Below are 15,520 nucleotides of genomic sequence, written 5' to 3' on the forward strand. Positions count from 1 at the left end.
CCTCCTCAGCGCGAGCTATGCGCTCCAAACCAGCGGGTAGCAAAGGCCGTCAGCGTACTTCGCAGACCCACTTGTGATTGCACCGGTACGGGGTGCGTGTAAACCGAACCTGGACCAGACGGGTCAGCCCCTGCTGGGCCAGGACATCGGTGAGCTGGGTGAGTGTCTCTGCTTCGATAGTCATCGCTGTTACCTCTTCAGATTACTTTGCTCATGATTATCGACTGGCACACCCGCGCAACAATTCAATTTGATTAGCTCGGCATCGATTGCAGTAAGCTGTTGATTCTTTGTTCATGGTCCGCCTTATGCCCAGTTCATTCACGCTCATGCCGTCGCCCGTTGGCGTGCTCACCCTGGTCGCCCGCGATGACCGCCTGGCTGCTGTACTGTGGGAGCAGGAGCGCGCAAACCGGGTGCGTTTGGGTGAGCTGCTGCGTGATGACGAGCATCCGCTGCTGCAGCAGACCGCGCTGCAGTTGGGTGAATATTTCGCCGGTCAGCGGCGCCACTTCGAGCTTGAGCTGGACTTTGCCGGCACCGCGTTTCAGCGTGAGGTGTGGGCGGCGTTGATGACCATCCCGTTTGGCGAAACCCGCAGCTACGGCGACATTGCCCGACAGATCGGCAAGCCGAGTGCGGTGCGCGCAGTCGGCGCGGCCAATGGGCGCAATCCCCTGTCGATCATCGCGCCGTGCCACCGGGTGATTGGCGCCTCGGGTAGTCTGACCGGGTTTGCCGGCGGCTTGCAGGCCAAGCAGTTTTTGCTGGCTCTGGAAGGGCGCCAGAGCCTGGTGCTGGATTTTTAACGGCCGCCAGACAGCTCGGCCAACTCAATTACCGCGGCGCTGGCACTTGTGGTGTCGAGCATGATCAGGCCTTCGCTGTGCTCATCCAGCGCTGCCAGCAGCCGGCCCTGGCTGTTCCAGGCTGCCGAGCAGCCGGCGCCAGTAAAGTTGTCCGCCGGGCCCACGCAGTTGGCCAGCAATACAGGCATGCTCAGCCGGCTGGCAACGGCGGGATAATGGGCAAAACCTTCACGGATGCCTTTGGCTGATTTGGCTACGCTGACCAGATATACCTCTGCGCCGTCTTCGCGAGCCTGCATCGCGTGCTCAACAAACATCGACTCATAGCAGATCGCCGGAGCGACCCGCAGCTCACCTGCAGTGAACACCAACGGATTGTCCCCTGCAGTAAAGAACTCCATCTCGTCGGCATGCAAGCGCTGTTTCGCGTACACCAGTGCAGCTTTCGCAGGGCGCAGAATCGGCATACCGATCTGCACGCCACTTGCGGCCTGCAGCGGCAAGCCCAAGGCCACGCTTACTCCAAGCTGGTCACACAGCGTTTGCACCGGTTCCAGCCAGACCGAGTCTGCGGTTTGCGCCAGCGCTTGGGCGAGGGCGGGCTCGTAGCCGCTCAGGGATAACTCCGGAAACACCACCAATTGCGCGCCGGCACGTGCCGCCTGCTCGATGCAGTACAGGTGTCGACGCAGGTTGCCAGCCAGGTCACCCTTGAGGGCTGCCAGTTGTACTGCACACAGTTTCATGACCAATCCCTGGATGACGCCGCTGAAGCACCGAGGATACTATCGGAGCAATTACCCACGCCAGTGGGATCCAGGGAAGGAGACGAGATGAGCCAGCACGCAGCTATTCCACCTGATTCACTGATCTGGCCCAGCGCCCAGCAAGCCAGCTTTAGTCATTGTCAGTCGATCACGCTCGTGGACCATGGGCTGCCGGCGATGGCGCATTACCTGCAGATGATGCGCGGTATGCCGCGCTGGATCGATAATTTGATGGTGCTGCGCAATTGGCTGGTCCAGCTGGTGGGGCTCAAGGATCTGGGCCGGCTCAGCGCAGTCAATTCGCAGCGCTCTCCGGGCAGCTATGAAGCAGGGCAGCGGGTGGGCATTTTTACGCTACTGGCCAATACTGATGATGAGGTGCTGCTGGTCGACAGCGATCGCCATCTGGATGTGCATGTAGCCTTGTTGCGTCGACCGTCAGCACAGCCCGGGCAGTGTGAGGTACTGGTTAGCACCGTGGTGCGAACCCACAACCTGTTGGGACGTCTGTATATGTTGCCCGTGGCGCCTTTTCACCGGCTGATAGCACCGATTGCCTTGCGTCGTTTGCGAAAGGGGTAGTTGCAATGCAGCGTTTCCAGCAGGTAGCCGCCAATGAACTGGGCAGGGACTTGGCAGTTGGCGATATCCACGGTCATTTTCCGCGTTTGCAGCAGTGCCTGGACGAGGTGGCGTTTGATCCGCAGGTTGATCGCCTGTTCAGCGTCGGCGATCTGGTTGATCGTGGACCGCACAGTGAAGAGGCGCTGGAGTGGCTGGCGCAGCCTTGGTTCCATGCAGTGCAGGGCAACCACGAAGCGCTGGCGGTGAGTTACCTGTGCGGCGACCCGCTGGATCTGGATATGTACCGCGCGGCAGGCGGCGGCTGGTTTCTCGATTTGCCCAGTGCTGAGCAGCAGCGCTATGCCAGTGTTTTCGTTACCCTGCCGCTGGCCCTGCAGGTGGCCACCGTAGAGGGGCAGATCGGCCTGGTGCATGCCGATAGCCCATTCAATGAATGGTCACAGTTACGTACCAGCCTGTTGGGCGAGGATGACCCGCGCGTCCGCGAGATCTGCCAATGGTCGCGGCGGCGTTTGCGCGAGGGCGATACGCATACGGTAGAGGGCTTGAGAGCGCTACTGGTGGGGCATACCTCGGTGCTGCAGGTAAAACAGCTGGGCAATGTCTGGCACCTGGATACCGGCGGCTGGAACAAGGGCCATTTCAGCCTGCTGGATATGCAGCGGTTGGTCCTGCTCAGCCCCGCCACAAGTGAATGAGCACGGCGCTGGCGAGCACAATCAGCAGTGCCCCTGAGGCACGTTCCAGCCATGGCAAGGCGTGGATGAAGCGGCTAAGCACGCGGCGGTTGCCAATGGCGCAGGCGACCAGCAGGTCCCACAGCAACACCACACCGAACATCCAGCTGGCATAGGCAAGTTTCCACGCGGTGCTGGTACTGGCGAGCATGCTTGCCAGGCTTACGTAGAACAGTGCGTTTTTCGGGTTGAGAATGGCCGAAGCAAAGCCCATCAGCAGGCACCTCAACCAGCCTTGCGCGGCCTGCACGGGTTCGCTTTCGACCTCACCAAAGCTGCTTTTGCCGGCATGGCGCAGGAACAGTCCGCCGATGTACAGCAAGTAGGCGCAGCCTGCGATTTGCAGCGCGATAAACAGTGCACTGCCGTCCTTGAGCACCGATACCCCGGTAAACGCTGCACCGATAAACACGCCGTTGGCCAGGGCGATACCCAGGCAGGCGCCGCTGGCTACCCGCCAGCCGGCTTTGATCGAGCTGCGCGCAACCAGAAAGAAGTCAGGGCCGGGTGACAGCAGCGCGAGGAAGTGGGCGCTGGCGACTATCAGAAATTGCTCCATGGGGCGGCACTACTCAGGCATTGGAGGCGCAATTCTGCGGCCCGCCCGGGACAGCGTATTGAACAATATTGCAGTCAGCGCATCAGGCGATAGCGCCCCGGCGTTGTGCCGGCATGCGCCTTGAATACCCGCTGAAAATGGCTCTGGTCGGCAAAGCCCAGTTTATAGGCGACTTCTGCCAACGGCAGGCCTTGGCGTAGGCACTGCCGTGCCCGATTGACCCGCGCATTGAGCAGGTAGGCGTGCGGGGTCAGGCCGGTGGCCGCCTGGAATGCGCGGATCAGCTGATAACGCCCAAGCCCGGCTAGGGCTGCGAGAGAGGCCAGACTGAGCTCGGCCAACTCGGCCTGGTCGATAGCCGCGATAACGTCGACAAGGGCGGCGCCGCTCAAGGACGGTGCAGGGGCTGTCGGAGAGGGCGCATACGCTGAGAAGTCGTGCTCGGCCATGAACTGCACCAGCGCAGCCTCTTTGTGCAGCGGCGCGGCGGCGGAGAACAGCAGCGTGTTCAACTGACAAAAGTGTCGATAGGCCTGCGGGCAGCGGCTGATTCTTGCCGGTCCGCCACGGTCGCCTGCGACGACGCCGGATTCTGCGCGCAACTGACTTAGCCACTGCGCATCGATGTGCACCATCTGATAACTCCAGGCCTGCCCGGATTCAGGGTTGCACGCATGCACCCGCTGCGCGGGCACCAGTACCAGAGCGCCCGGGCTCAAGCGTTGCTGGCCTGCACCGGCACCGCTGAAGCGGCTGAAACCAGCATCGACCGCGCCAATCGAGAAGGTCGGATGGCTGTGTGCCTTGTAACAGGCACGGCTATGACAGGCGCGTCTGCTCTCGACGAAGGGCAACGCCGGGTCGTGCCAGATTTCGCTGCTTGCGGTGTGCATCAGTGGCCTGTCTGAGTTGCTGTGCAGACCTGCGAGTCTACCTGCTCGGTACTGTGTCGGCCATTTGCCGCGTGACTGTGCTTGACCCGGTTCCAGAGCGGGGCGACCCTTCGCAGGTATTCGAGGAGAACAACAATGGACATGTCGAGCCTGCTGCTATTCGTCCCCGCCTGCTTTGCCCTGAACATGGCGCCTGGACCGAACAACCTGCTGTCACTGCATAATGCCAGCCGTTATGGCCTGCATACTGCTTGCCTGGCCGGGGCCGGCCGAATTCTGGCGTTCAGCGGCATGATCGCCCTGGCGGCGATGGGCCTCGCTGTGGTGCTGCATACCAGCGCCTGGCTGTTTCTGACCATCAAGTTGATCGGGGCGGGCTACCTGTTCTATATCGCCTGGCAGCTGTGGCGGGCGCCGGTGGGTGAGGCTGCTTCAGGAAGCGGCGAGCCTCGCGGGATCTGGCGGCTGGCCCGGCAGGAGTTCTGGGTGGCGGCGGGCAATCCAAAAGCCATATTGCTGTTCACCGCGTTTTTGCCGCAATTCGTCAGCACCGACAGTCCCACGCCGGTAGGCGAGCAGTTCCTTTGGTTGGGCGTGTGGTTCCTGTTGCTGGAATGGGCAGCCATCGCCATCTATGGCGCACTCGGTGCCTATCTGCAGCGCTGGTTCAACCAACCGCGGCCTCGGCGGTTGTTCAACCGGATCAGTGCCTCGCTGCTGGGCTGCGCCGGCCTGGGATTGTTGGCAGCACGACGCTAGCGGCGCCAGCGCCCTCTGATCTCAGTCGCGGTAGACCACCTGGACCAGGTGATAACCAAACTTGGATTTGATCGGGCCGTGGATTTCGCGCACGGCTTTCTTGAAGATCACCTGGTCAATCGCGCCAACCATCTGCCCGGGGCGCACTTCGCCCAGGTCGCCGCCACGCTTGGCAGAGGGGCAGGTTGAAAACTTCTTGGCCAGCACGTCAAACGCCTCGCCCTTGGCGATACGCTGCTTGAGCTGCTCGGCTTCAGCGGCGGTCTTGACCAGAATATGGCGGGCTTGAGCTTTCATGGGACACCTGCGTACCGGGAAAAAAAGGCGGCCATTATGCCTGATCGCGGCGCGCACGGCAGGCCGCTCGACGGTTACTGGGCGAGCCAGCCGCCATCCACGTTCCACGCAGCGCCACGGACCTGGCTGCCGGCCTCGCTGCACAGGAACACCACCAGCTCACCCAGATGCGCAGGGGTGACGAACGCGCCTGAGGGCTGCTTCTCGGCCAGCAGATCGTGCTTTGCCTGCGTCGGATCGACACCTGCCGCGATGCGATCGTCAATCTGCTTTTGCACCAGTGGGGTGAGCACGAAGCCTGGGCAGATGGCATTGCAGGTGACGTTGCTGGCGGCGGTTTCGAGGCCAACCACCTTGGTCAGGCCGATCACCCCGTGCTTGGCTGCCACGTAGGCCGATTTGCCGACCGAGCCCACCAGGCCATGCACCGAGGCGATATTGATGATCCGCCCCCAGTTGCGCTCACGCATGCCCGGCAACACCAGGCGGGTGCCATGGAACACTGCGGAGAGGTTCAAGGCGATGATCTTGTCCCAGCTCTCGGCGGGGAACTGCTCGACCTGGGCGACATGCTGGATACCGGCATTGTTGACGAGAATATCGACCCCGCCAAAGCGCTCGGCAAACGCGAACAGCTCTTCGAGCTGGGCAATGTCAGAGAGGTCAGCCGGATGATGGGCGACTTGCACGCCGTGCTGATTGATTTCGGCAAGGGCAGCGCTTGCATCGCCAAAACCGTTGAGAACGATATTGGCACCCGCGCCGGCCAGTACCTTGGCTATACCCAGGCCGATGCCGCTGGTGGAACCGGTGACCAGTGCAGTTTTACCTTGTAGAGACATGCAAAGCTCCTGGAGTGCTGGCGTTTGTGGAGGGCGCCTCGGCGAGGAATTTGAGGGTAGCACTTCCGCCTCTGCAGATGCCTGCCCCGCACTAGCCAGTTACGCTTTCCAGCCCGGCTAGATAATCGCCAAAACCCTCGCGTGCACGGCTGTCACGGCGGCTGCTGGTGGCTACGCTGTGCCTGGCGGTCCAGACTATCTGTGCGCCTTGAGCCTCAAGCGCCCGCACCAGGTGCACGTCTTCATGGGCGGCCAGCGGAGCGAAGCCGCCAGCCAGGGTATAGGCTCTGGCACAGATGCCAAGGTTGGCCCCATGAATATGCCGATGGCCCTCACGAGCTTCATAGCGGCTGAGGTACAACTTGCGCAGCGCTGCCGTCTGCCACGGCTGCCAGCGCTCGATATGCACCGTGCCGCAGACTGCCTGCGCTTCGCAGGCCAGTTGCGACAACAGCCAGTGGCCGGGCACGCGGCTGTCGGCGTCAGTGCACGCCAGCCAGGTCGCGCCGCGCTCCAGCATCAGTGCCGCGCCCGCCTGGCGCGCGGCACCGACGCTGCCCGCGCTGACGCTCAGCGTCTCCACCTGATGACGGCGGGCAATGGCTGCGCTGCTGTCGGTGCAGCGATCCAGCACCACCAGCACTTCTACCTGATGCCCGGCCTCGCGTGCCAGCGCGGCGGCGGCATTGACTGACTTCAGGCAGCGGCCAAGGCGGCGCGCCTCGTTATGGGCGGGGATGATCACGGCAATCATGCGCACCTCTCGTCGACATCGACCACGCGGGGCTGACATGACCAGTACTCGAGCAGGAAGTCAGCCTCCTCATGGCGAAACTGGGCGTATAACGGTAGATGCCTGGCGAGCATCGCGTGCACTTGGCGGCCGTTCTGCGGGCATCCGGCAATCGGGTGTAGCCAGTGGCAAAGGATCAGGCCACCGTCATCGTCCAGGCTGGCTACCGCTTGTTCAAGCACCTGCAACCAGTCGGTAGGGTCCAGGTAGTAGCCAACCTCGCTCAGGACAATCAGATCGAAACGCTCAGCTGGCCAGTCACCCGGCAAGCGCCCGCGCTCGACGCTGACATGGGCCATATCGGCTGTGCGCTGGCGGGCCAACTCGACGGCGGTCGGATCAAGGTCCTGGCACACCAGCTCCGCGCAGCGCTCAGCCAGCAGCACACTCAGCTCGCCGTTGGCGCAGGCAGGTTCGAATGCGCGCTCATAGCGCTGGCGCGGCAGGCTGGCGACCAGAAGCTCGCGCTTGCGCCGTTCATACCAGCGGCTGCGGAATGCCCATGGGTCATCATTACCGGCGTACAGGTCGGCGAAATACTGCGAATCAACGCTCATAGAAACACCAATTCGAAAGGTTGCAGCAGGCAGTCGAGCAAATGTTGCGGCAGCACCGGCGGCTGGCCGTCATCGGCCTCCAGTTGGCTTGAATAGGCGCCGATGGCTTTGCGCTTGCGGGTTTGGCGCAAGTCGTCGAGCGGGTAGCGGTGCGCGCGTGACCACGGTAGGCGTGGATCATCCGGTTCAGCCCAGTGCCAGGCCCATACCGGCACCTCAGCCAATTGCGCGCTGCGCGCCTGAGCCGCCTGCGCGGCGGCGCGGCCTACGGCTTCGTGGTCGCAGTGGCCGTCGTTGCGCCAGGTGGCCATGAGCAGGTCACCCGGCTTGAGCAATTGATTGAGATGGTTGACCAGAAATGCCTCGTCGCGGCGCACGGCACCGTCTTTCAGATTCAACCGGCGCCAGTCCAGCTTGTTCAGGTCCAGATCCAGCTGCTGCAAGGCGTGGCGGCTTTCAAGCGGCCGCTGCTGGCGCAGCCGGTGCTCGCTCCACTGGGCGGAGTCCGGATGGCTGCCCTCGCCATCGGTTACCGATACCAGCACCAGATCCTCCTCACGGCCCTGAAAGCCGGCCAGCAGCCCTCCGGCCATGAGGATTTCGTCGTCTGGGTGCGGCGCCAGCAGGACCAACCGGCGACCGGGCGGGCACAGCGTGTCAGCGTCGATCCACTTGCTGCGGGCCAGGTGCGCAGAGTGCTGCCAGTCTGCCCAGGCGGTGCCGGTGCTGGCCTGGATCAAGTTTTCGGTCATAGCTGCCAGGCTCCTGCTGGCTGTTGTGCCAGCTGTTGTCCAAGGGTTGCCAGGTCCCGCTCGGCGTGGCTCTGGCGCAGGTAAACGGGCAAGTCGGCGCTGAGCCGGGCGAAGTGGCTATCACGGCAGAACGGCGTCGCACCAAGGGCGCGGCCCACATGATGAATGACGCACTCTGCTGCCTGCTCGACCTGGGCGCGTACGCGGCGCACCGGCAAACTGGCGTCTGCCTGCGGATGTTGATCAATCCAGGCGGCGCACTCGTGCAGCGCGGCCCGGGCGGCGCACAACGATGCGTCAACGGCGCCGAGATGGGCATCACCGTGGGGGTCCGGGCGTGGCTTGCGCCGCTGCTGGTGTAGATACCCCGCCAGCGCTTCGGCGGCGCCATACCAACAAGCGGCAATGCCGCCACCGCCCTGCCAGAAGCCAGGGCGGGCGAGGTACTGCCCAGGCTTGCCGACGGCAACGCCAATAGCTCCGTCGAAGACGATGTCGGCGCTGGCTGTGGCAGCCATACCGACCGCCTGCCACTTTTCCCGCTCAATCCGCAGGCCAGGCTGGCGCAGATCGATGGCTACCAGTTGCGGCTGGTCATCGTCGGCCCAGGCAGTGATCAGGGCATGGTCAACCTGCAGCGCGCCGGAGCACCAGGCTTTGCGACCCGCGAGGCGTACCTGCTCGCCGCTGCGCGAATTGATCAGCGCGCGGGCATCCGGTGGCTCTGCAGCCCATACCGCCCATATGCCATTGCCGGCAAGCCGCGCAGCACCGCATTCAGCCAAAATCGCCAGGGCATCGGTATGGCCTTCGTAAAGTTTGGCCAGGGTCAGATCGCAGCCGCCAATCTGCGCCAGCATCCGCCAACGTTGAAGCGTCTGGCCATGGCCGGGCAATGGCAGTTGGTCGAGCTGTGCCGCTTGCAGTGTGTGCATCAGCTCGGGCAGGTGAGTGTCCACACTCACCTGTAGCGGTCGCTCGGCGAATGCCTGCAGCAGTGGCGGTAACTGATGTTGCGGCTGGCCAGCAGTTTCCTTACTCAGGCACGCCTGCAGGGGCTTCTCCATGATGGCTCCAGGACAATCGACAAGTCTCTAGAGTGGGAGAGGGCGGAGCAGTCCAGAGTTCAATCGATTCGCGGCGCGGACAGTTGTGCCGGGCTTAAGCACGCGGGTCGAATGCCTCGCGCAGCGCATCGCCGATGAACACCAGCAACGACAGGATCAACGCCAAGGCAAAAAATGCGGTAAAGCCCAACCATGGCGCTTGCAGATGTTGCTTGCCCTGGGTCACCAGTTCACCCAGCGACGCGCTGCCGGCAGGCATGCCGAAACCGAGGAAGTCCAGTGCCGTCAGGGTGGTGATCGCCCCGGTGAGCATGAACGGGACGTAGGTCAGGGTCGCATTCATGGCATTGGGCAGAACATGGCGCAGCATCACCTGCATGTCGGTCAGGCCGAGCGCACGTGCCGCCTTGACGTATTCAAGGTTGCGCCCGCGGAGAAACTCGGCACGCACCACGTCGACCAGCGCCAGCCAGGAAAACAGCGCCATGATCCCCAGCAACCACCAGAAATCCGGCTCGACGAAACCGCTGAGAATGATCAACAGGTACAGCACCGGCAGGCCGGACCAGACTTCCAGCAGGCGCTGGCCAAGCAAATCGACCCAGCCGCCGTAATAGCCCTGCAAAGCGCCGGCAGATACGCCAATCAGCACGCTGATGGCGGTCAAGGCGAACGCGAACAGCAGTGACACGCGAGTGCCGTACAGCACCCGAGCGAGCACGTCCCGGCCTTGATCATCGGTACCCAGCCAATTGCTCGCGGAGGGTGGGCTGGGGGTGGGTACCTGCAGATCGTAGTTGGGGGTGTCGGCACTGAACGGGATCGGCGCAAACAGCATCCAGCCGCCCTGATCCTCGATCAGCTGACGCACATACTGACTGCGATAGTCGGGCTGGAACGGTAATTGGCCGCCAAACTGCTGCTCGGTGTAGCGCTTGAGGGCCGGTACATACAACTCGCCCTTGTAGCCGAGCAGCAGCGGCTTGTCGTTGGCGACCAGCTCGGCGCCCAGGGTCAGCACCAGCAGGCTGGCAAACAGCCACAGGGCAAGCCAGCCGCGGCGGTTGCGGCGAAAGCGTTGCAGGCGGCGCAGGGTGACGGGCGAGAGCATCAGTGCGCCCTCCCGTCGAAGTCGATCCGCGGGTCCAGTACGGTGTAGCAGAGGTCACCGATCAGGCGAATCAGCAGGCCGGCCAGGGTGAAGATGAACAGCGTGCCGAACACCACCGGATAATCGCGCGAGACCGCTGCTTCATAACTCATGCGGCCCAGGCCATCGAGCGAGAAGATCACTTCGATCAGCAGGGATCCGGCGAAAAACACCGTGATCAGCGCCTGGGGTATGCCGGCCACTACCAGCAGCATGGCATTGCGCAGCACATGCCCGTAGAGCACCCGCCGCTCGCTCAGGCCTTTGGCGCGAGCAGTCACCACGTATTGACGAGAGATTTCTTCGAGAAACGCATTCTTGGTCAGCAGGGTAAGCGTGGCGAAACCGCCGATCACCAAGGCGCCTACAGGTAATACCAGATGCCAGAAGTAGTCGGCGACCTTGCCCAGCACACTCAACTGATCGAAGTCCTCGGAAACCAGTCCGCGCACCGGGAACCAGTTCCACGAGGTGCCACCGGCAAACAACACGATCAACAGCAAGGCGAACAAGAATGAGGGCAGGGCGTAGCCGATCACGATCAGCGCGCTGCTCCAGGCATCGAAGCGGCTACCGTGGCGCACGGCCTTGCGGATGCCCAGGGGGATCGACACCAAGTAAGTGATCAAGGTCGCCCAGAAGCCCAGCGACAAGGTCACCGGCAGCTTCTCCACGATCAGATCGGTAACCTTTGCCCCGCGAAAGAAACTGTTGCCAAAATCCAGCCGGGCGTACTGACCCAGCATCAGCCAAAGCCGCTCGGGGGCAGTCTTGTCGAAGCCGTACTGGCGCTTGATCTCCTCGATCAGTTTCGGGTCCAGGCCACGGGTGGCCCGGGACTGTGCATGAACCACTTCGCTGCCGGCGCCTGGCGTACTGCCACCGCCGATACCCTGCAAGCGCGCTACCGCCTGTTCGACCGGCCCGCCAGGCGCGGCCTGAACGATGGCGAAGTTGACCAGCAGAATGGCCAGCAGGGTTGGGATGATGAGCAGCAAGCGGCGCAGGATATAAGCGGTCATGGCGAAGCCTTCAGCCGTTCGGCCATCTGCTCATTGGTCAGTGCGGTCGGGCTGATCTCCCACCAGGTATCCAGGCCTTCATCATAGGCGGCCTGGACCTTGGGCCGGCCAAAGCGGTTCCACCATACCGTGGAGCTGCCGGGCGGGTAGTAGTTGGGGATCCAGTAGTAATTCCATTGCATCACCCGGTCCAGTGCATGCGCGTAACGGCGCATGCTGACCTGGCTGTCGGCCCGCACCAGCCCAGCCAGCAGGCTATCCACGGCGGGGTCCTTGAGCACCATCAGGTTGTTCGAACCTGGATCGTTGGCGGCCGCCGAGCCGAAGTAGTTGAACAGTTCGCTGCCGGGCGAGAGGGTCACCGGATAGCCGGTGACGATCATGTCGTAGTCGCGCGCCATCAGCCGGTTGACGTATTGCGCCGCGTCGACGTTGCGAATGTTCAAGGTGACGCCGATTTGCGCCAGGTTGCGCTTCCACGGCAGCAGCATGCGCTCAAGCCCTGCCTGGCCGTTGAGAAAGGTGAACTCGAACGGCTGGCCCTCGGCGTTGACCAGGCGGTCACCAAGCGGCCGCCAGCCGGCAGCTTGTAGCAGTGCCAGTGCCTGAAGTTGTTGCTGGCGGACGATCCCTGAAGCATCGGTCACCGGCGCGGTGAACACCCGCGTAAAGACCTCGTCCGGCACGCGACCGCGTAGCGGCTCAAGCAACTTCAACTCTTGCGCATCCGGCAACTCCCGGGCAGCCAGCGGCGTGTTGGCGAAGATGCTCTGCTGGCGGATGTACATGCCGCGCATCATCTGCCGGTTGCTCCACTCGAAATCCCAGAGCATGGCCAACGCCTGGCGTGTGCGGCGATCCTTGAACATCGGCTGGTCGAGGTTGAATACAAAACCTTGGGCCACCTGCGGCTTGGCTGGGCCTAGGTGGGCGCGCTGCAAACGACCGTCGTCCAGCTGCGCGCCGTTGTAACCGAGGGTGTAGGCGGTGGCCGAGAACTCGCGGTTATAGTCAAAACCGCCACCACGCAGCACCTGCCGGGCGACCTCGGTATCGCCAAAGAACTCGATGCGCATGCGTTCGAAATTGTAGCGGCCACGGTTGACCGGCAGGTCCTTCGCCCACCAGTTCGGGTCGCGCTCGAAGGTGATGCTGCGGCCATTGTCGATCTTGCCGATGCGGTACGGGCCGCTGCCCAGCGGTTTGCCGAAGCCGGCACCCGTGGCGAAGTCGCGCTGCTGCCAGTCGTGCTCCGGCAGTACCGGCAACGTGGCCAAGTCCAGCGCCAAGGTGCGCCCATGGGGTTGTTTGAAGTCGAAGCGGACAGTGCGCGGGCCCTCTATGACAACCGCCGCAACCTCGGCAAACTGCGTGCGAAACTTCAGGCTGCCTTTGCTCAACAACAGCTCATAGGTAAAGCGCACGTCTTCTGCGCGGACGGGTTTGCCGTCGGCGAACGTCGCGCGGGGATCGATCTCGAAGCGCAACCAGGCGTCGTCCGGCCCGCGTTCCATACGCCGAGCAATCAGGCCGTAGACCGTGTAGGGCTCGTCGAACGAACGTACTGCCAGTGGCGCATACAGCCAACCGTCGACTTCGCTGACGCCGGTGCCTTGGTCGATGTAGGGCAGGACATGGTCGAACTGGCCAATCTCCATCGCCGAGCGGCGCAGGCTGCCGCCTTTGGGGGCGTCAGGGTTGACGTAGTCGAAATGCTGGAAGGTATCGGGGTAGCGTGGTGCTTCGTCATAGACCGTAAGGGCGTGCCTGGGCTCCGCCTGGGCGAAGGTGACAAGGCAACCGCTAAGCAGCATTGTCACCGGACGACAAAAGCGCCCAATACGCGCGATAGCGCCTCCCCGGCATGCGCCAGGTCGGTCGCCATCGCGAGCCAGGCCCGGCGCCGCAGCGAAACTGCAGAGACGGGCAGGCAAGACTGGATCAGTCCTGACGGCTGGTCACTTCCAGCAGGTGGTAGCCGAACTGGGTCTTGACCGGACCTTGAACTTCATTCAGCGGCGCGCTGAAGACCACGGTGTCGAACTCCTTGACCATCTGGCCTGGGCCAAACGAACCCAGATCACCGCCTTGGCGGCTGGATGGGCAGCTGGAGTTGGCCTTGGCGACTTCAGCGAAATCAGCGCCGCCCTGGATCTGAGCTTTGAGCTCGTTGCACTTGTCTTCGCTGCTGACCAGGATGTGGCGGGCGGTGGCTTTGGCCATGGGAAATGCTCCTTTTGAATGAGTCCGCAAGCCTAGCGCAAACCACACGCGGTTGTCTGCCATGGTTGCTGTCGCTGGCAGCCAACACAGTTTGCAGGGCGCCGCAGCTGCCGCTGCTGCGCGCCGTGTCCGCGCCGGGTACTACTGACGCAGGCGCATGGCGCAGCGTTGCAACAGTCGCTCGCTGGCCTCCCAGCCAAGGCATCCGTCGGTGATCGATACCCCGTAGGCGAGGTCGCCTTTGCCCAAGGCCTGGCAGCCATCGTACAGATGCCCTTCAAGCATCATGCCGACCACTGATTGATCCCCCGCCAGCCGCTGCGCCAGCACATCGTCGAACACGGCTGGCTGCCGAGCTGGGTCCTTGCCGCTGTTGGCATGGCTGCAGTCGACCACGATGCGCGCAGCGAGCCCCGCCTTGGCCAGGCTCTGACGCGCACGAGCGATGCTCTGCGCATCGTAGTTAGGCCCATCATGGCCGCCGCGCAGGACCAGGTGGGTGTCTGCGTTGCCCAGCGTATCGATGATCGCCGGATGACCCTGAGCGTCCATGCCAAAGTGCCGATGCGGATGGGCGGCGCTGCGCATGGCATCGGTCGCAACCGTGATACCGCCGTCGGTGCCGTTCTTGAACCCCACCGGCAGCCGCAGACCGCTTACCATCTCGCGGTGAATCTGCGACTCGGTGGTGCGTGCACCAATCGCTGCCCAACTGAGCAGGTCATCGAAGTAGCCGGCAGCCATCGGCTGGAGCAATTCGGTGGCGATCGGCAAGCCGCGTTCGAGCATGCTCAGCATCAAGCCACGGGACAGGGCGATACCGGCGTGCATGTCGTCGCTGCCGTCCAGATGCGGGTCGTAGGCCAGGCCCTTCCAGCCGACTGTAGTACGCGGCTTTTCGACATAGGCGCGCATCACCAGCAGCAGCTTGTCGTCGACCTTGCGGCTGAGTGCAGCGAGGCGGTCGGCGTATTCCAGCGCTGAGCGTGGGTCATGAATCGAGCACGGGCCAACAATCACCAGCAGGCGCGAGTCGCGGCCTTCGAGAATGGCGCGGACGGCCTGGCGGTGCTGCTCCACTTGCTGGGCAAGTTCAGGCGTGAGTGGCATTTGCTGCTTGAGCAGGTGCGGGCTGGGCAGGCGCTGGCTGACAGCGGAGTTGGCAGCAACAGGTTGGGTCAGGGGCAGGGCGAGGGTAGCGGCTTGCATAGTTCTGTTTCCCTGGGCGGACAGCGGGTTCAGGCCCGCGTGGTCGGCCCTATCGAGGTGTTCGACAAATCGTCAAATGCGGTTCTTGTGCGGCATCGCCACCGGAAATCGACCGAACGGAGGCGGCAGGCTGGCCCGAACGGGATTGGCTAAATCGCCAGGTATAGGTGGCTGCGCGGTAGGAAGTGCGGTAGTTCATGTTGAAATCCTCGATATGTTTGGTGTTTTTCAAAGGCCTGGAAACGCAAAACCCCCGGTCGGGAAGCCGACCGGGGGTTGAGTATTCTCATGTTCGGCGGCCCCTCGAAGAGTGGGCGCCGTTGGGTATCAGCGGCGCCTAGTGGCTAAACCAATACCCAAAATAAACGGTGGAGACGACCGAACCAGGCACGACAGCCAGCAGCCGGCGCGCAGTGCGTGCGGTGCAGGTGGCAGTGTGGTGGTGGCTGTGGGTCATGTTGCACTCCAGTGATTGAGTCCGAGCTTACTGCACCTGCAA

General features: G+C 63.0%; 19 protein-coding genes. 4 read left to right on the forward strand and 15 right to left on the reverse strand.

The genetic code is table 11. The annotated features are described in order from the left end of the window. Nucleotides 1-49 precede the first annotated feature (49 nt). Nucleotides 50-184 (reverse strand): hypothetical protein, encoded by a 135-nt coding sequence (locus AC58X1_RS02175; protein ID WP_256585737.1) that lies wholly within the window; start codon nucleotides 182-184, stop codon nucleotides 50-52. Between the two features lie 124 nt (nucleotides 185-308). On the opposite strand from AC58X1_RS02175, the gene AC58X1_RS02180 reads away from it, so the two are divergent. After that, nucleotides 309-809, forward strand: a complete 501-nt coding sequence (locus tag AC58X1_RS02180; RefSeq protein WP_497428204.1) for a methylated-DNA--[protein]-cysteine S-methyltransferase — start codon at nucleotides 309-311, stop codon at nucleotides 807-809. On the opposite strand, the gene AC58X1_RS02185 is transcribed toward AC58X1_RS02180, so the two are convergent. After that, nucleotides 806-1,555, reverse strand: a complete 750-nt coding sequence (locus AC58X1_RS02185) for a carbon-nitrogen hydrolase family protein (protein ID WP_497428205.1) — start codon at nucleotides 1,553-1,555, stop codon at nucleotides 806-808. The genes AC58X1_RS02180 and AC58X1_RS02185 overlap by 4 nt on opposite strands. Nucleotides 1,556-1,642: 87 nt before the next feature. Between AC58X1_RS02185 and AC58X1_RS02190 the strand changes: the two genes are divergently transcribed. Together AC58X1_RS02190 and AC58X1_RS02195 are read left to right on the forward strand one after the other, a co-directional pair. Next, nucleotides 1,643-2,158 (forward strand): DUF2867 domain-containing protein, encoded by a 516-nt coding sequence (locus AC58X1_RS02190; protein ID WP_150571961.1) that lies wholly within the window; start codon nucleotides 1,643-1,645, stop codon nucleotides 2,156-2,158. A gap of 5 nt (nucleotides 2,159-2,163) precedes the next feature. Continuing rightward, nucleotides 2,164-2,859 carry a metallophosphoesterase gene (locus AC58X1_RS02195; protein ID WP_150571962.1) on the forward strand — a complete coding sequence of 232 codons (696 nt, stop codon included), beginning with the start codon at nucleotides 2,164-2,166 and terminating at the stop codon, nucleotides 2,857-2,859. Here the strand turns inward: AC58X1_RS02195 and AC58X1_RS02200 are convergent. After that, entirely contained in the window at nucleotides 2,837-3,457 is a 621-nt protein-coding gene (locus AC58X1_RS02200; RefSeq protein WP_497428206.1) for a LysE family translocator, read from the reverse strand. The two genes, AC58X1_RS02195 and AC58X1_RS02200, sit on opposite strands and share 23 nt — an antisense overlap. Before the next feature lie 74 nt (nucleotides 3,458-3,531). Further along, nucleotides 3,532-4,350 (reverse strand): AraC family transcriptional regulator, encoded by an 819-nt coding sequence (locus AC58X1_RS02205; protein ID WP_497428207.1) that lies wholly within the window; start codon nucleotides 4,348-4,350, stop codon nucleotides 3,532-3,534. A 135-nt stretch (nucleotides 4,351-4,485) separates the two neighbouring features. Here AC58X1_RS02205 and AC58X1_RS02210 point away from each other — a divergent pair, with 135 nt between their 5' ends. Then, nucleotides 4,486-5,109, forward strand: a complete 624-nt coding sequence (locus AC58X1_RS02210; RefSeq protein ID WP_150571965.1) for a LysE family translocator — start codon at nucleotides 4,486-4,488, stop codon at nucleotides 5,107-5,109. 21 nt (nucleotides 5,110-5,130) lie between these two features. On the opposite strand, the gene AC58X1_RS02215 is transcribed toward AC58X1_RS02210, so the two are convergent. From AC58X1_RS02215 to AC58X1_RS02265, 11 genes are all read right to left on the reverse strand, one after another. Beyond that, nucleotides 5,131-5,406 carry a peptidylprolyl isomerase gene (locus tag AC58X1_RS02215; RefSeq protein WP_101319093.1) on the reverse strand — a complete coding sequence of 92 codons (276 nt, stop codon included), beginning with the start codon at nucleotides 5,404-5,406 and terminating at the stop codon, nucleotides 5,131-5,133. A 74-nt stretch (nucleotides 5,407-5,480) separates the two neighbouring features. Then, the gene (hbdH, locus tag AC58X1_RS02220; RefSeq protein ID WP_497428208.1) at nucleotides 5,481-6,248 is read right to left on the reverse strand and encodes a 3-hydroxybutyrate dehydrogenase; all 768 of its coding nucleotides are present in this window, start codon (nucleotides 6,246-6,248) and stop codon (nucleotides 5,481-5,483) included. Between the two features lie 91 nt (nucleotides 6,249-6,339). Then, nucleotides 6,340-7,002 carry a glycosyltransferase family 2 protein gene (locus AC58X1_RS02225; RefSeq protein WP_150569353.1) on the reverse strand — a complete coding sequence of 221 codons (663 nt, stop codon included), beginning with the start codon at nucleotides 7,000-7,002 and terminating at the stop codon, nucleotides 6,340-6,342. Further along, complete coding sequence (locus AC58X1_RS02230; protein ID WP_101319100.1) at nucleotides 6,999-7,598, reverse strand: class I SAM-dependent methyltransferase; 600 nt, start codon at nucleotides 7,596-7,598, stop codon at nucleotides 6,999-7,001. The genes AC58X1_RS02225 and AC58X1_RS02230 overlap by 4 nt, the downstream gene beginning before the upstream one ends. Beyond that, entirely contained in the window at nucleotides 7,595-8,350 is a 756-nt protein-coding gene (locus tag AC58X1_RS02235; RefSeq protein ID WP_497428209.1) for a PIG-L deacetylase family protein, read from the reverse strand. Before AC58X1_RS02235 ends, AC58X1_RS02230 begins: the two co-directional genes overlap by 4 nt. Further along, entirely contained in the window at nucleotides 8,347-9,417 is a 1,071-nt protein-coding gene (locus AC58X1_RS02240; protein ID WP_497428210.1) for an acyl-CoA dehydrogenase family protein, read from the reverse strand. The genes AC58X1_RS02235 and AC58X1_RS02240 overlap by 4 nt, the downstream gene beginning before the upstream one ends. A 94-nt stretch (nucleotides 9,418-9,511) precedes the next feature. Next, nucleotides 9,512-10,528: an ABC transporter permease gene (locus AC58X1_RS02245; RefSeq protein ID WP_497428211.1), complete on the reverse strand. Its 1,017-nt coding sequence runs from the start codon at nucleotides 10,526-10,528 to the stop codon at nucleotides 9,512-9,514. Further along, complete coding sequence (locus tag AC58X1_RS02250; RefSeq protein WP_497428212.1) at nucleotides 10,528-11,589, reverse strand: microcin C ABC transporter permease YejB; 1,062 nt, start codon at nucleotides 11,587-11,589, stop codon at nucleotides 10,528-10,530. The genes AC58X1_RS02245 and AC58X1_RS02250 overlap by 1 nt, the downstream gene beginning before the upstream one ends. Beyond that, complete coding sequence (locus AC58X1_RS02255) at nucleotides 11,586-13,403, reverse strand: extracellular solute-binding protein (RefSeq protein ID WP_497428213.1); 1,818 nt, start codon at nucleotides 13,401-13,403, stop codon at nucleotides 11,586-11,588. Before AC58X1_RS02255 ends, AC58X1_RS02250 begins: the two co-directional genes overlap by 4 nt. A gap of 127 nt (nucleotides 13,404-13,530) precedes the next feature. Next, complete coding sequence (locus AC58X1_RS02260; RefSeq protein WP_101319110.1) at nucleotides 13,531-13,812, reverse strand: peptidylprolyl isomerase; 282 nt, start codon at nucleotides 13,810-13,812, stop codon at nucleotides 13,531-13,533. A 141-nt stretch (nucleotides 13,813-13,953) separates the two neighbouring features. Continuing rightward, nucleotides 13,954-15,021 carry a 3-deoxy-7-phosphoheptulonate synthase gene (locus AC58X1_RS02265; protein WP_447734332.1) on the reverse strand — a complete coding sequence of 356 codons (1,068 nt, stop codon included), beginning with the start codon at nucleotides 15,019-15,021 and terminating at the stop codon, nucleotides 13,954-13,956. Nucleotides 15,022-15,520 lie beyond the last annotated feature (499 nt).

The organism is Pseudomonas sp. PGPR N4 (assembly GCF_059693665.1).

Excerpts from the sequence above, each read along its gene's own strand:
- AC58X1_RS02175 (WP_256585737.1), bottom strand. The coding sequence starts at position 184 with ATGACTATCGAAGCAGAGACACTCACCCAGCTCACCGATGTCCTGGCC.
- AC58X1_RS02180 (WP_497428204.1), top strand. The coding sequence starts at position 309 with ATGCCCAGTTCATTCACGCTCATGCCGTCGCCCGTTGGCGTGCTCACC.
- AC58X1_RS02185 (WP_497428205.1), bottom strand. The coding sequence starts at position 1,555 with ATGAAACTGTGTGCAGTACAACTGGCAGCCCTCAAGGGTGACCTGGCT.
- AC58X1_RS02190 (WP_150571961.1), top strand. The coding sequence starts at position 1,643 with ATGAGCCAGCACGCAGCTATTCCACCTGATTCACTGATCTGGCCCAGC.
- AC58X1_RS02195 (WP_150571962.1), top strand. The coding sequence starts at position 2,164 with ATGCAGCGTTTCCAGCAGGTAGCCGCCAATGAACTGGGCAGGGACTTG.
- AC58X1_RS02200 (WP_497428206.1), bottom strand. The coding sequence starts at position 3,457 with ATGGAGCAATTTCTGATAGTCGCCAGCGCCCACTTCCTCGCGCTGCTG.
- AC58X1_RS02205 (WP_497428207.1), bottom strand. The coding sequence starts at position 4,350 with ATGCACACCGCAAGCAGCGAAATCTGGCACGACCCGGCGTTGCCCTTC.
- AC58X1_RS02210 (WP_150571965.1), top strand. The coding sequence starts at position 4,486 with ATGGACATGTCGAGCCTGCTGCTATTCGTCCCCGCCTGCTTTGCCCTG.
- AC58X1_RS02215 (WP_101319093.1), bottom strand. The coding sequence starts at position 5,406 with ATGAAAGCTCAAGCCCGCCATATTCTGGTCAAGACCGCCGCTGAAGCC.
- hbdH (WP_497428208.1), bottom strand. The coding sequence starts at position 6,248 with ATGTCTCTACAAGGTAAAACTGCACTGGTCACCGGTTCCACCAGCGGC.
- AC58X1_RS02225 (WP_150569353.1), bottom strand. The coding sequence starts at position 7,002 with ATGATTGCCGTGATCATCCCCGCCCATAACGAGGCGCGCCGCCTTGGC.
- AC58X1_RS02230 (WP_101319100.1), bottom strand. The coding sequence starts at position 7,598 with ATGAGCGTTGATTCGCAGTATTTCGCCGACCTGTACGCCGGTAATGAT.
- AC58X1_RS02235 (WP_497428209.1), bottom strand. The coding sequence starts at position 8,350 with ATGACCGAAAACTTGATCCAGGCCAGCACCGGCACCGCCTGGGCAGAC.
- AC58X1_RS02240 (WP_497428210.1), bottom strand. The coding sequence starts at position 9,417 with ATGGAGAAGCCCCTGCAGGCGTGCCTGAGTAAGGAAACTGCTGGCCAG.
- AC58X1_RS02245 (WP_497428211.1), bottom strand. The coding sequence starts at position 10,528 with ATGCTCTCGCCCGTCACCCTGCGCCGCCTGCAACGCTTTCGCCGCAAC.
- AC58X1_RS02250 (WP_497428212.1), bottom strand. The coding sequence starts at position 11,589 with ATGACCGCTTATATCCTGCGCCGCTTGCTGCTCATCATCCCAACCCTG.
- AC58X1_RS02255 (WP_497428213.1), bottom strand. The coding sequence starts at position 13,403 with ATGCTGCTTAGCGGTTGCCTTGTCACCTTCGCCCAGGCGGAGCCCAGG.
- AC58X1_RS02260 (WP_101319110.1), bottom strand. The coding sequence starts at position 13,812 with ATGGCCAAAGCCACCGCCCGCCACATCCTGGTCAGCAGCGAAGACAAG.
- AC58X1_RS02265 (WP_447734332.1), bottom strand. The coding sequence starts at position 15,021 with ATGCAAGCCGCTACCCTCGCCCTGCCCCTGACCCAACCTGTTGCTGCC.